Below are 13,382 nucleotides of genomic sequence, written 5' to 3'. Positions count from 1 at the left end.
CCGCTGATGGACTGGGCGACCGAATGCGATGTGCTGGTTGCGGGATCGGGCGGTGGCGGGGTCACCGGTGCCTACACCGCGGCGCGCGAAGGCCTGGACGTGTTGCTGGTGGAGGCGACGTCGAAATTCGGCGGGACCACCGCCTACTCCGGTGGGGGCGGCGTCTGGTTCCCGTGCAACCCGGTGCTGGTGCGGGCCGGGGACCCTGGCTCGTTTGACGACACCATCGAGGACGCGCTGACCTACTACCACGCCGTCGTCGGTGACCGCACCCCCCGTGAACTGCAGGAAACCTATGTCCGCGGCGGCGCCCGGCTGATCGAGTACCTGGAAGCCGACCCCCTGCTGAAGTTCGTACCGTTGCCCTGGCCGGACTACTACGGCAGAGCGCCGAAGGCGCGGCTGGACGGCCGCCGCCACATCGCCGCGAAGCCCTGGAAGGTGGCCGCAGCCCCCGAACTGCGGGAGGTGATCCGCGGGCCGCTGGACACCGACCGGCTCGGCGCGGAACCGCCGTCGGACTACTACCTCGGGGGTCGCGCGCTGATCGCGCGGTTCCTCAAGGCGATTGAGCAGTATCCGACGGCGTCGCTGCGGCGGGACACCGCCCTGGTCGAGCTGGTGATGTCCGAAGGGGCGGTGACGGGCGCGATCGTCGAGAGCGACGGTGAGCGCCGCGCGATCCGGAGCCGGCGGGGGGTGCTGCTGGCCGCCGGCGGCTTCGAGAACAACGAGGAGTTGCGGCGCCAATACGGGGTGCCGGGCGCGGCCCGAGACACCATGGGCGGCCCGGGAAGCCGGGGGCTGGCGCTACAGGCCGGCATCGCCGCGGGCGCCGACACCGACCTGCTGGATCAGGCGTGGTGGTCGCCGGGCATGACCCACCCGGACGGCCGGTCCGCCTTCGCGCTGTGGTTCACCGGTGGCATCTTCGTGAACCAGGACGGCAACCGGTTCGTCAACGAGTCCCGCGCGTACGACCGGGCCGGCCGCGAGATCATCGCGCAACTGCAGAACGGGTCAATCACGTTGCCGTACTGGATGATCTACGACGACACCGACGGCGAAGTGCCGCCGGTGAAGGCGGCCAACGTCTCCATCGTCGAGACGGAGCGCTACGTCGCCGCCGGCCTGTGGCACTCCGCGGACACCCTGGAGGAACTGGCCGACAAGATCGGTGTCCCGGGCCGGCAGCTGGCGGCAACGGTGGCCCGGTTCAACGGTTTTGCCGCGTCCGGCGTCGACGAGGACTTCGGAAGGGGCGACGAGGCTTTCGACCGCGCGTTCTCGGGGGGCGCCTCGCCACTGGTACCCATCGATCGGCCGCCGTATCACGCCGCGGCTTTCGGCATTTCGGATCTGGGCACCAAGGGCGGCCTGCGCACCGACACCGCCGCCCGGGTGCTCGACACGTCCGGCCACCCAATCCCCGGTTTGTACGCCGCCGGCAACACGATGGCCGCGCCCAGCGGCACCGCCTACCCCGGGGGCGGCAACCCGATCGGAACCAGCATGCTGTTCAGCCACCTGGCCGCCCTGGACATGCGAGACGCGAGCCGCCGGTGCCGGTGAGTTCTAGGCTGGGTCCAGTGACAGACCGAGATCAGCTCAGGGCACCGCTGGACCAGGGTGCGCTGCGCGCCGAACTGATCGGCACCGGACTGGGCTGGCGCCGACTCGACGTCGTCGAACAGGCCGGCTCCACGAACGCCGACCTGCTCGCGCGAGCGGCGTCGGGGACCGACGTGGCCGGGGCGGTGCTGATCGCCGAGCACCAGACGGCGGGCCGCGGGCGGCACGGTCGCACCTGGTCGGCCACCCCGCGGACCCAGATCACGATGTCGGTCGGCGTCAGCATCGTCGACGTGCCGACCGCCGGCTGGGGCTGGTTGCCCCTGGCCACCGGGGTCGCGGTGGTCGACACTGTGGCCCCGCTGCTCGGCGGGGTCCCGGTGGGGCTCAAGTGGCCCAACGACGTGCTGGCGGGCGCCCCCGAATCCCCGGGCAAGCTGGCCGGCATCCTCGCCGAGGTGGCCCGGCCGGTCGTGGTGATCGGATTGGGGCTCAACGTGTTTCAGGCGCCCGACGGCATCGAGGGGGCCACCTCGCTGCTCGACCTCGGTGTGCGGGCTCCCGACCGCACCCTGCTGGTGTGCGGGCTGTTGTCCGAGCTCGGCCGGCGGATCGTGGCGTGGCGCGCCGCGCGCGGGGCGGACTGGGCGCTGGCGGCCGACTACCGGGCGCGCAGCCTGACCATCGGCCACCGGGTGCGGGCCCACCTGCCCGGAGGCAAGGAAGTCATCGGGGACGCGACCGCCGTCGACGAGCAGGGCAGGCTGTGCATCGACACCGGGGGAGAGACCGTCGTCGTCTCGGCGGGCGACGTGGTGCATTTGCGCTAGTTGTCCGGCCCCGCGCGGCTAATGTCGGCGGGCATGAGCTACCCGGATAACGTCCTGGCCGCGGGCGAGCAGGTTATCGTCCACCGCCACCCGCACTGGAAGCGGTTGATCTGGCCCGTCGTGGCCTTGCTGCTGGCGACCGCGCTGGCGGCGTTCGGGTCGGGATACCTGAACTCGACGCATTGGGGCCAGCTGGCCAAGAACATCATCTACGGCGTCATCTGGGGCATCTGGCTGGTGATCGTCGGCTGGCTGACGCTGTGGCCGTTCCTGAGCTGGCTGACCACTCATTTCGTCGTGACGAACCGGCGGGTGATGTTTCGGCACGGGGTGCTGACCCGCACCGGAATCGATATTCCCCTGGCGCGGATCAACAGCGTGGAATTCCGCGACCGGATCACCGAGCGAATGTTTCGCACCGGCACGCTGATTATCGAATCGGCGTCACAGGATCCGTTGGAGTTCTACGACATTCCCCGCCTGCGCGAGGTGCACGCGCTGCTGTATCACGAAGTTTTCGACACCCTGGGTTCGGAGGAGTCGCCCAGCTGACCCCACCGGCCCGCCCGGTTGCGCCAGGTGCGCAGCGGAGTGACGTTCCCGCCCTCGATCTCGTCCTCGAGCATCTCGGCGATGCCGCCGGCGGTGAGGGCGGATTCCAGTGCCTTGTCGGGGTTGCGCGCGAACTCGTCGGGGAACACCCAGCGCCGGAACGCCCAGAAGCGGAAGGCCATCTGCAGCAGGTTGCCGATGATGTAGGCCGAGATGAAGTCGGCGATGTTCTCCAAGGTCAGCGAGACCATCGGCTCCCGCAGCTGCAGGACGTAGCTGGAGAACCACAGCGGCGCCATGGACAGCAGCACCCCCACGCCGCTGAAGGCGAAGAACAGCAGCGCCTCGTGGTGACGTTCCCGGCCGCCGCGATCGCGGAAGCTCCACTCGCGGTTCAACACGTAGGACGCGATCACCGCGACGATTCCGGCGATGACCTTCGCGGTGACCGGCTTGGAGTCCAGAATTGTCAGCTTCAGCGTGTAGAAAATCGCCGAGTCGATCACGAACGTGGTTCCGCCGACGATGGCGAATTTGATCAGCTCGTGGTGGCGCAGCAAATAGGGCTGAAGAAACCCGGGCATGCGCGCGATTGCGGCGTCGGCGAAGGGCACAAGTGGTCAGTGTACGGACGGACACAAAATCGACGCAAAATCGTACATAACGATTCGGTGTCACCGCCGGTCAACACGCCGCCCGCGCCGTGACACCATGATGGCCGTGCCGAGTACACGCCCGCCCAGGGCCGCCCCCGCAGTAGCGCCGTTGGTCGCCATGGTCGGCGGCGGCCAGCTCGCCCGGATGACCCATCAGGCCGCGATCGCCCTGGGGCAGACGCTGCGGGTGCTGGCGACCGCCGCCGACGAGCCGGCCGCGCAGGTCACCCCGGACGTCGTGATCGGTTCGCACACCGAGCTGGAGGACCTGCGCCGGGTCGCCGCCGGGGCCCATGTCCTGACGTTCGACCACGAGCATGTGCCGGGCGAGCTGCTGGACAAGCTGGTCGCCGAGGGCGTCAACGTCGCCCCGCCGCCGCAGGCGCTGCTGCACGCCCAGGACAAGCTGGTCATGCGCCGGCGGCTGGAGTCGCTGGGCGTTCCGGTGCCCGGTTACGCCGAAATCCGGAGCGTCGAAGAACTCGATGCCTTCGCGCGGCGCATCGCCGGCCCCGTGGTGGTGAAAGCGGTCCGCGGCGGCTACGACGGGCGCGGGGTGCGGATGGCACGCGATCCTCTGCACGCCCGGGAGATCGCGGCCGACTTCCTGGCGGCTGAGGTGCCGGTGATGGCCGAGGAGCAGGTCAGTCTGCGCCGTGAATTGTCGGCGTTGGTGGCGCGCTCACCGTTCGGCCAGGGTGCGGCGTGGCCGGTCGTCGAGACGGTGCAACAGGACGGGATCTGCGTGCAGGTGATCGCGCCCGCGCCCGGGCTGCCCGACAACGTCGCCGCCGCCGCCCAGCAGCTGGCGTTGCGCCTGGCCGCCGAGCTGGGTGTGGTCGGGGTGTTCGCGGTCGAGCTGTTCGAGACCACCGACTCAGAGCTGCTCGTCAACGAGCTGGCGATGCGGCCGCACAACTCCGGGCACTGGACCATGGACGGGGCGCGCACCAGTCAATTCGAACAGCACGTGCGCGCGGTGCTGGACTATCCGCTGGGCGACACCGACGCGATCGCGCCGGTGACGGTGATGGCCAACGTGCTCGGCGCCGCGGAGCGGCCCGCGATGACGATCGACGAGCGGTTGCACCACCTGTTCGCGCGGATGCCCGACGCCCGGGTGCACCTCTACGGCAAGGAGGAACGCCCCGGTCGCAAGGTCGGCCACGTCAATTTCCTGGGCACCGACATGGCGGAGGTGGCCGCGCTGCGGACGCGCGCCGAGTTGGCGGCACACTGGTTGTCGCACGGGCGGTGGACGGACGGATGGGATCCGCATGCCGGCGACGATAAAAAGAGCAGTGCGATAGGAAAAGGCGGGAGAAGCGGCATAAATGGCCATGAGTGAGCAACCGCGCGTCGGGGTCATCATGGGCAGCGACAGCGACTGGTCGGTGATGTCCGACGCCGCGGCGGCGCTGGCCGAGTTCGACGTACCGGCCGAGGTTCGGGTGGTCTCGGCGCATCGCACGCCCCAGGTGATGTTCGACTACGCGCGCGGCGCGGCCGACCGCGGCATCGAGGTCATCATCGCCGGCGCCGGCGGCGCCGCCCACCTGCCCGGGATGGTCGCGTCGGCGACGCCGCTGCCGGTGATCGGGGTGCCGGTGCCGCTGGCGCGGCTGGACGGCCTCGACTCGTTGCTGTCGATCGTGCAGATGCCCGCGGGCGTCCCGGTGGCCACGGTCTCGATCGGTGGCGCGCGCAACGCGGGGCTGCTCGCCGTGCGCATCCTCGGCGCATCCGATCCCGCGCTGCGGGCCCGCCTCGTCGAGTTCCAAGGCCAGCTGGCCGAGAGCGTGCGTGCCAAGGATGAGGCGCTACAGCAGCTGCACGGTAAAGTTACCGGCGAGTAGCAAGGAGGCTTGAGAGATGGCTGGTTGGGCCGGAGACCCGTCGTTCGATTTGTTCCAGTTGCCCGAGGAGCACCAGGAGCTGAGGGCGGCGATCCGCGCGCTGGCGGAGAAGGAGATCGCCCCGCACGCCGCCGACGTGGACGAGAATTCGCGCTTCCCGGACGAGGCGCTGGAGGCGCTGAACGCGTCCGGCTTCAACGCGGTCCACGTACCCGAGGAGTACGGCGGCCAGGGGGCGGATTCCGTCGCGGCGTGCATCGTGATCGAGGAGGTCGCCCGCGTCGACGCTTCGGCGTCGCTGATCCCCGCGGTGAACAAGCTGGGCACCATGGGGCTGATCCTGCGGGGCTCCGACGAGCTGAAGAAGCAGGTGCTGCCGTCGATCGCCGACGGCACCGCGATGGCGTCCTACGCGCTGAGCGAGCGGGAAGCCGGCAGCGACGCGGCCTCCATGCGCACGCGGGCCAAGGCCGACGGCGACGACTGGATTCTCAACGGCGCAAAGTGCTGGATCACCAACGGCGGCAAGTCGAGCTGGTACACGGTCATGGCCGTCACCGATCCGGACAAGGGCGCCAACGGCATCTCCTCGTTCATGGTGCACGCCGACGACGAGGGGTTCACCGTCGGGCCCAAAGAGCGCAAGCTCGGCATCAAGGGTTCCCCGACCACCGAGCTGTACTTCGAGAACTGCCGCATCCCGGGCGACCGGATCATCGGTGAGCCGGGTACCGGCTTCAAGACCGCGCTGGCGACGCTGGACCACACCCGCCCCACCATCGGTGCCCAGGCGGTCGGCATCGCGCAGGGCGCGCTGGACGCCGCCATCGCCTACACCAAGGACCGCAAGCAGTTCGGCCGCCCCGTCAGCGACAACCAGGGTGTGCAATTCATGATCGCCGACATGGCCATGAAGCTGGAGTCGGCCCGGCTGATGGTCTACCACGCGGCCGCCCGCGCGGAACGTGGCGAATCCAACCTGGGCTTCATCTCCGCGGCGTCCAAGTGCTGGGCCTCCGACGTCGCGATGGAGGTGACCACCGACGCGGTGCAGCTCTTCGGCGGCGCCGGCTACACCGTCGACTTCCCGGTCGAGCGGATGATGCGCGACGCCAAGATCACCCAGATCTACGAGGGCACGAATCAGATTCAGCGCGTCGTCATGTCGCGGGCGCTGCTGCGCTGAACGCGACGCTAGGATCTCTCAGGGCCGCCATTCGGGGTGGTGGGGCCACACGTAGAGTCGTGCGAATGGGTCTGACCGTGGGGGTCTCAGTGAACGGCGTGGCGTCGTCTGCGCGCGCCGGGATGACCGGCAATTGATGCCCGTACGCGCTCCAGTGACCCCGGCGGCGAATTGGCAGTCGTTGTCGTTGCTGTTGGTCGAGGACGACCGCGCCGACGCGGTGCTGGTGGAGGACCTGATCGCCGATGCGGTCGCCGATATCCAGGTGGTGTGGGCGCAGTCGATGGCCCATGCCGAGCGTGAGCTCGCCTCCGCCCGGCCCGACTGCGTGCTGCTGGACCTGCACCTGCCCGACGCCAACGGCATGGACGCGCTGGACCGCATCGCCAAGCACGACGCCACGGTTCCCATCGTCGTGCTGACCGGGCTGAACGACGAATACTTCGGCGCCTCGGCGGTCGCCGCCGGCGCCCAGGACTACCTGGTGAAGGGCCGTGTCGAGCCCGAGATGCTGCGGCGCGCGCTGCTGTACGCGATCGAGCGCAAGCGTGCCGAGCTGATCGCCGCCGACCTGCACGCGACCCAGCTGCGGGCCCGCGAGAACGCCCTGCTGGAACGCGGCCTGCTGCCCTCCCCGCTGCTGCTGGACAACCCGGGCGTCGACATCGTCGCGCGGTACCGGCCGAGCCGCGAGGACGCGCTGCTGTGCGGGGACTTCTACGACGTGGTCCAGACGCCCGACCGGGTCGTTCACGTCCTGATCGGCGACGTCGCGGGGCACGGGCCGCACGAGGCCGCCCTGGGCGCGGCGCTGCGCATCGCCTTCCGCGCGCTCACCTTCGCCGGCGTGCACGGGGTGGAGCTGATGCGGCAGCTCGAGCGGGTGCTGCACTCCGAGCGAACGGGCACAGGCGTTTTCGCGACGGTGCTCAGCCTGGAGATCCCGGCCGACAGCTCGCGCATCACCGTCATCCGCGCCGGTCACCCCGGGATGCTGTTGCAGCGCGGCGGAACGGTCGAGTGGGTGGAGCCGCCCGGAGGTCCGGCGCTGGGCCTGCGCGCCGACGACGACTGGCCGCGCTATGAGATGGAGTTTCCCGCGGGCCACGGCCTGCTGCTGCTGACCGACGGACTCTTCGAGGGATACTCCGGACGAGGCACCCAGCGCCTCGGCGAGGACGGTCTGCTCGAGCTGGCCCGGTCGCACGCGAACCGGCCGGGTCCGGAGTTCGTCGACGCGCTCATCGACGGCGCCCAGGAACTCGCCCAGTCGCACGGCGGGCTCACCGACGACATCGCCGTGCTGCGGGTCGAACGGACCACCCCGTGACCCCGAGGTCGCGCCGCCTGCCCCTGGCGCAGCTCACCGTGCGTGGCTGGCAGGCCCTCGTCCTGGTCAGCATGGGCGTGATGGTGCTCGCCGGCGCACTCGTCGGCGCGCTGTTGCTGGACCGCACCGACCAGATGACGCGCGACCTCCTCGACAACATCCAGCCGGCGCGCGTGGCGGCCTTCCAGCTGCAGGCCGCGCTGCGCGACCAGGAGACGGGCATCCGGGGCTACCTGATCGCCGGGGACCGGCAATTCCTCACTCCCTACTACGACGGGCAGCACGCCGAACGCGCCGCGGTGGACGAGATCCGGCGCCGCCTGAGCGAGCGTCCGGACCTCATCGGCGACCTGGACGCGATCGAGAACGCCGCGGCCAGGTGGCGGGCGAGCTATGCCGAACCGGTCATCGGCACCGTCAGGCCGAACGGCAAGAACGTCACGAGCAAACCGTCGGCGGAGCGCGGCAAAGCCGAATTCGACCATTTGCGAATGCTTTTCGATAGCCAGAACGCGAACCTGTCCGCCGCGCGGACGACCGCCGCGAACGAACTCAAACGCGTCGATGCCTGGCGCGACAGGGCGTTCGGCGCCATGGTGTTGCTGTTCTTCGTCACGGCCGGGCTGCTGGGGTTCCTGATCCGCGACACGGTCGCGCGTCCGCTCGCCGCGCTGGCCGCGGCGTGCCGGCGGATCACCGAGGGCAACTTCGAGGAAAGCATCTCACCGCCCAAGCGGCCCAAAGACATCCGCGACATGGCGATCGACGTGGAGAACATGCGCAAGCGCATGGTGGACGAGCTCGAAACGTCGCGCACGGCCCAGGCGCAGCTGGACGAGCAGACGGCCGAATTGCGCCGGTCCAACACCGAACTCGAGCAGTTCGCCTACGTCGCATCGCACGACCTGCAGGAGCCGCTGCGCAAGGTCGCCTCGTTCTGCCAGCTGCTGGAGCGGCGATACGGCGACAAGCTCGACGAGCGCGGCATCGAATACATCGGATTCGCGGTCGACGGGGCCAAACGGATGCAGGCGCTGATCAACGACCTGCTCACCTTCTCGCGCGTCGGCCGGCTGGGCGCCACGGAGACCGACGTGGAGCTCGACACGGCGCTGGACTCCGGCCTGGCCAACCTGTCCACCGCGATCGAGGAGTCGGACGCCGAAGTCGTGCGCCCCGACGCGCTGCCGCGGATCAAGGGCGACCCCATGCTGCTGACGATGCTGTGGCAGAACCTCATCGGCAACGCGGTGAAGTTCCGGCACAAAGATCGCCGGCCCCGCGTCGTCATCGAGTGCACGCCGGGCACCGGCATCCACGACGGCGAGTGGTTGATCACCGTGTCGGACAACGGCATCGGCATCCCGGCCGAGTTCGCCGACAAGGTCTTCGTCATCTTCCAACGCCTGCACGGCCGCGACGTGTACGCCGGGACGGGCGTCGGCCTGGCGTTGGTCAAGAAGATCGTCGAGCACCACGGCGGCACCATCCGGATCGACCCGACTCACACCGAGGGGACGCGGTTCGAGTTCACGCTGCCGATGCCCGAGCCCGCCGGCGAAGCAGACTCAGACGCTTTGGAAGGAGCGCATCAATGACATCAGAAGGCAGAGCGATCGACATCCTGCTCGTCGAGGACGACCCGGGGGACGAGCTCATCACGCGGGAAGCGTTCGAGCACAACAAGCTCAAGAACCGGCTCCACGTGGCGCACGACGGAGAGGAAGGCCTCGACTACCTCTACCAGCGCGGTAAGTTCGAGGATGCGCCGCGGCCCGACCTCATCCTGCTGGACCTGAACCTGCCCAAGTACGACGGCCGCCAGCTGCTGGAGAAGGTCAAGTCCGACCCGGACCTGGCCCGGATCCCGGTCGTCGTACTCACCACCTCCTCGGCCGAGGAGGACATCCTGCGCAGCTACAAGCTGCACGCCAACGCCTACGTCACCAAGCCGGTCGACCTGGACCAGTTCATGAAGGCGGTCCGCCAGATCGACGAGTTCTTCGTCCAGGTGGTGCGCCTGCCCAGCCTGTAAGGCTATGGCGCGGTGAGGAACTCGTCGTTGTGCTGCCCGGGCGCGGGCGGCGGATCGGTGACCGCCGCGTCGAAGCTCGCGTAGCGCGCCGGCATGCGCACCACCGTGACCGCGTCGCCGCCGGTGCCCACCCGCAGGGCGAGCTCGTTCTCCCCGAACAGCGGGGTGTCCACCACCTGCTTCCAGGTGTAGGCCAGGCAGGCCATCAGGCCAGCTTCCTGAAGCAGCTCAACCCATTCGGCCGCCGTCTTGGCGGCCAGCGCCGACTCGAGTTCCTCGGTCAACTCGGGGTAATTCATTGCCCGCGAACGCTGATCGATGAACCGCTCGTCGTCCAGCAGATCCGGCCGACCGATGATCTGGCACAGCTTCGCCCAATGCTTGGGCACGTACGCGCTGATCACCAGGTACCCGTCGGCGGCCTTGAACGCGTCGGACGGTTGGGTGGCGAAGCCAACTCCCTTGCGCTTCTTGGGTTTCGGTGTGGCGTCGGGGTTGGCCGCCGCGCTGGGCTTGTTCAGATGAATCGTGAGCTGGCCGGCCTGCAAGTTGACCGCGACGTCGTACATGGCGACGCGCACCACGTCGGCCACGCCGTGGCGCTCCCGGTTGAGCAGCGCGGCCAGCACCGCCTGGGCCAGCACGTGACCGCTGGCGGCGTCGACGAGCTGGAAGGGGATGATCTGCGGTTTGCCGGTCGGCGTCGGCATCCCGGTCGTCATGCCCGACTCGGCCGCGACCATCAGGTCGACGCCCGGCCTGCTGCCGTGCGGGCCGTTGCCGCCGTAGGCAGACAGCCGCGCGTAGACGAGCCGGGGGTTGCGGGCGCGCAACTCGTCGGGGCCCAGGCCCATCCGCTCCATCACGCCGGGGCGGAACCCTTCCAGCACGACGTCGGCGGTGTCGACCAGCCGCAGGATCTGTTGCTTGGCTTCGTCGTTCGTGAGGTCGACCGCCACCGACTTCTTGCCCCGGTTGTGCGGCAGAAACAGCGTGGGCAGCGGCGGGCGCCCGGGCAGGACCGCGGTGATCTGCCGGGCCGCCTCGCCCAGGGGCGCCTCGACCTTGATCACCTCGGCGCCCAGGTCGGCCAGCACCTGGCCGGCCAGCGGCCCGGCGATGTTCTGGGTGAAATCGAGTACCCGGAACCCGTCAAGCGGCTTGGCGGGCGTGCTGTCTGCCATGGGTGGCCTTCCGTCAACGGGCCGTGTGCAACTCCGCGATGCAGTAGTAGTTCTCGGCGAACGGCGCACCGGCTTCGGTGCGCTGCAAAGGTAACCCGTTGTCGGCCAACAACTGATTCAGGGGTGTGCGAACCGGGCGCCAGCCCCGCCGCTGTAGATACGTAGCCGCGTCGTTGCGCTCGCCGGGAAACCCGAGGTCGCCGAGCGCGATGTCCAGCCCGTTCTCCCGCCACTTCTCGCTCGCGGCGTTCAGGGCGTCCCCGTTGTCGCCGGAGTTGCTGAAGATCTCGGCCACCAGCCGGCTCCCGTCGGCGCTGAGCGCGGTGATGTCGTCGAGCAACCGGTCCTGCGCCTCGGGGGGCAGGAAGCCGAGCAGGCCCTCGGCGGCCCAGGCGGCCGGCCGCCCGGTGTCGAAGCCGGCCTCGCGCAGCGCCGACGGCCAATCGTGGCGCAGGTCGATCGGGACGGCCCGCACCTCGGCGCTGGGCTGGGCGCCCAGCTCGGCGATGGTTGCCGTCTTGAATTCGATGACCTGCGGCTGGTCGATCTCGAACACCGTGGTGCCCGCCGCCCACGGCAGCCGGTAGGCGCGCGCGTCCAGGCCGGAGGCCAGGATGACGACCTGGCGGATGCCCGCCGCACCCGCCTCGGCGAAGAACGCGTCGATGTAGCGCGTGCGGGCGGCCAGCATGTCGGTCATGCGTTGCATGCCCCACGGGGCGCCGGGCTCGTCGACGTCGGCCGAACTCAATTCGCCGGCGGCCCATCGCGTCATGAAATCGACGCCGACGGCGCGCACCAGCGGCTCGGCGAACGGGTCGTCGATCAGCGCGTCACGGGTGGCCCGGGCCCGTCCGGCCGCCACCATGGTGGCGGTGGCCCCCACGCTGGTGGCCAGGTCCCAGCTGTCGTTGTCGGTGCGCGTCATCGGCAATGCCCTTTCCGTCTAGTCGTTAACCAGAGTAACGATGGTGACGAAAGACCCCTGTCGGAGTGGCGTTGCGCCCTTATCCAAGGCGAGGGGCGGCGGCAGCATCGACATGTGGACCTTTTCGGGCGCGCGGGTTTGGAAGCCCGGTCGCTGTTTCTCTATGCCCGCTCCGGCGGATTGGGGTGGCTGCCGCCCGGGCGGATCGTGCCGGTGCTGCGCGCCCTCGATCGCTACGGGCTGCTGGGGGCGGCGCCGGCGATCGCGGCCGGGCGAGACCGCGACGGGGTGGCGCTGATCGACGAGCGCGGGCCCCTGACGTTCGGTGAGCTGGACGAGCGGACCAACGCGTTGGCCAACGAGTGGCGGCGGCGCGGGCTCGGCCCGGGCGCCGGCGTGGCCATCCTGGCCGGCAACCACCGGGGCTTTCTCGAGGCCGTCTTCGCCGCCGGCAAGTGCGGCGCATTCATCCTGCTGCTCAACACCGGCTTCGGGCGCACGCAGTTCGCCGAGACGCTGGCCCGCGAGGGCGCGGACCTCCTGGTCTACGACGAGGAGTACAGCGCCGTCGTCGGGGACGTCCGGCCGAGGCTGGGCCGGATCCGGGCCTGGACCGATACGCCCGCGCCCGACACCCTGGACGCGCTGATCAAACGCGGGGATCCCCGTCCGCCGCCCTCGTCGGGTGGGCGGCCCAAGATCGTCATCTCGACCAGTGGGACGACGGGAACACCGAAGGGCGCCGCGCGTTCCGAGCCGCACTCGCTGATACCGGTGGGCGGTCTGCTCGGCAAGGTGCCGTTCCGCGGCCGGGAGGTCACGGAATGCTGTGTGCCACTGCTTCATTCGATGGGTTTCAGCCACTGTATGCGATTGTGCTGGGCTCGACCCTGGTACTGCGCCGCCGATTCGATGCCCGAGAGACGCTGGCCAGCGTGGCCGCGCATCGGGCCAGCGCCATGATCGTCGTGCCGATCATGTTGCGGCGCATCCTTGATCTGGGCCCGGCGGCCCTGGCCGAGCACGACCTGTCGTCGCTGCGCATCGTGTTCATCGGCGGTTCCCAGCTCGGTGGCGCGCTGGCCACCCGGGCGCTCGAGGCGCTCGGCCCCGTGGTCTACAACATGTACGGATCGACCGAGGTCGCCTACGCCACCATCGCCACGCCCGCGGACCTGACCGTCGCGCCCGGCTGCGTGGGTGCGGTGGTCCCGGGCTCGGTCGTCAAGATCTTCGGCGACGACGGCCGCGAG

Annotated in this window: 12 protein-coding genes and 1 pseudogene; 10 read left to right on the top strand and 3 right to left on the bottom strand. The window is 69.7% G+C overall.

What is annotated here, in order from left to right; translation table 11 throughout:
* The first annotated feature begins 6 nt into the window (after positions 1-6).
* The 3 genes from H7J89_RS14670 to H7J89_RS14660 are packed head-to-tail and all read left to right on the top strand — an operon-like array spanning position 7 to position 2,954.
* On the top strand, positions 7-1,572 hold the full coding sequence (locus tag H7J89_RS14670) for an FAD-binding protein (RefSeq protein ID WP_264044416.1): 1,566 nt from the start codon (positions 7-9) through the stop codon (positions 1,570-1,572).
* A gap of 17 nt (positions 1,573-1,589) precedes the next feature.
* On the top strand, positions 1,590-2,402 hold the full coding sequence (locus H7J89_RS14665; protein WP_264044415.1) for a biotin--[acetyl-CoA-carboxylase] ligase: 813 nt from the start codon (positions 1,590-1,592) through the stop codon (positions 2,400-2,402).
* 33 nt (positions 2,403-2,435) lie between these two features.
* A complete protein-coding gene (locus H7J89_RS14660; RefSeq protein ID WP_066949936.1) occupies positions 2,436-2,954 on the top strand; it encodes a PH domain-containing protein in 519 nt (172 codons plus the stop codon).
* On the opposite strand, the gene H7J89_RS14655 is transcribed toward H7J89_RS14660, so the two are convergent.
* Positions 2,909-3,568 (bottom strand): GtrA family protein, encoded by a 660-nt coding sequence (locus H7J89_RS14655; RefSeq protein WP_264044414.1) that lies wholly within the window; start codon positions 3,566-3,568, stop codon positions 2,909-2,911. The two genes, H7J89_RS14660 and H7J89_RS14655, sit on opposite strands and share 46 nt — an antisense overlap.
* A 97-nt stretch (positions 3,569-3,665) precedes the next feature.
* On the opposite strand from H7J89_RS14655, the gene H7J89_RS14650 reads away from it, so the two are divergent.
* From H7J89_RS14650 to H7J89_RS14625, 6 genes are all read left to right on the top strand, one after another.
* Positions 3,666-4,958, top strand: coding sequence for a 5-(carboxyamino)imidazole ribonucleotide synthase (locus H7J89_RS14650; RefSeq protein WP_264044413.1), 1,293 nt, complete (start codon positions 3,666-3,668; stop codon positions 4,956-4,958).
* On the top strand, positions 4,945-5,466 hold the full coding sequence (gene purE, locus H7J89_RS14645; protein WP_264044412.1) for a 5-(carboxyamino)imidazole ribonucleotide mutase: 522 nt from the start codon (positions 4,945-4,947) through the stop codon (positions 5,464-5,466). The genes H7J89_RS14650 and purE overlap by 14 nt, the downstream gene beginning before the upstream one ends.
* Before the next feature lie 16 nt (positions 5,467-5,482).
* Positions 5,483-6,652, top strand: coding sequence for an acyl-CoA dehydrogenase (locus tag H7J89_RS14640; protein WP_264044411.1), 1,170 nt, complete (start codon positions 5,483-5,485; stop codon positions 6,650-6,652).
* Positions 6,653-6,788: 136 nt separating this feature from the next.
* Positions 6,789-7,982: a PP2C family protein-serine/threonine phosphatase gene (locus H7J89_RS14635; protein WP_372513781.1), complete on the top strand. Its 1,194-nt coding sequence runs from the start codon at positions 6,789-6,791 to the stop codon at positions 7,980-7,982.
* A gap of 71 nt (positions 7,983-8,053) precedes the next feature.
* On the top strand, positions 8,054-9,580 hold the full coding sequence (locus H7J89_RS14630; RefSeq protein ID WP_264044842.1) for a sensor histidine kinase: 1,527 nt from the start codon (positions 8,054-8,056) through the stop codon (positions 9,578-9,580).
* A complete protein-coding gene (locus H7J89_RS14625) occupies positions 9,577-10,017 on the top strand; it encodes a response regulator (RefSeq protein ID WP_068007929.1) in 441 nt (146 codons plus the stop codon). Before H7J89_RS14630 ends, H7J89_RS14625 begins: the two co-directional genes overlap by 4 nt.
* Before the next feature lie 2 nt (positions 10,018-10,019).
* On the opposite strand, the gene H7J89_RS14620 is transcribed toward H7J89_RS14625, so the two are convergent.
* Positions 10,020-11,201 (bottom strand): CoA transferase, encoded by a 1,182-nt coding sequence (locus H7J89_RS14620; RefSeq protein ID WP_264044410.1) that lies wholly within the window; start codon positions 11,199-11,201, stop codon positions 10,020-10,022.
* 13 nt (positions 11,202-11,214) lie between these two features.
* Complete coding sequence (locus H7J89_RS14615; RefSeq protein WP_264044409.1) at positions 11,215-12,129, bottom strand: class I SAM-dependent methyltransferase; 915 nt, start codon at positions 12,127-12,129, stop codon at positions 11,215-11,217.
* 114 nt (positions 12,130-12,243) lie between these two features.
* Between H7J89_RS14615 and H7J89_RS25755 the strand changes: the two are divergent.
* Positions 12,244-13,382 (top strand): annotated as a pseudogene (locus tag H7J89_RS25755) (AMP-binding protein); the annotation flags it as partial.

The organism is Mycobacterium paraffinicum, assembly GCF_025822865.1.
Lineage (GTDB): Bacteria > Actinomycetota > Actinomycetes > Mycobacteriales > Mycobacteriaceae > Mycobacterium > Mycobacterium paraffinicum.
This window is presented reverse-complemented; position numbering and strand designations above follow the sequence as displayed.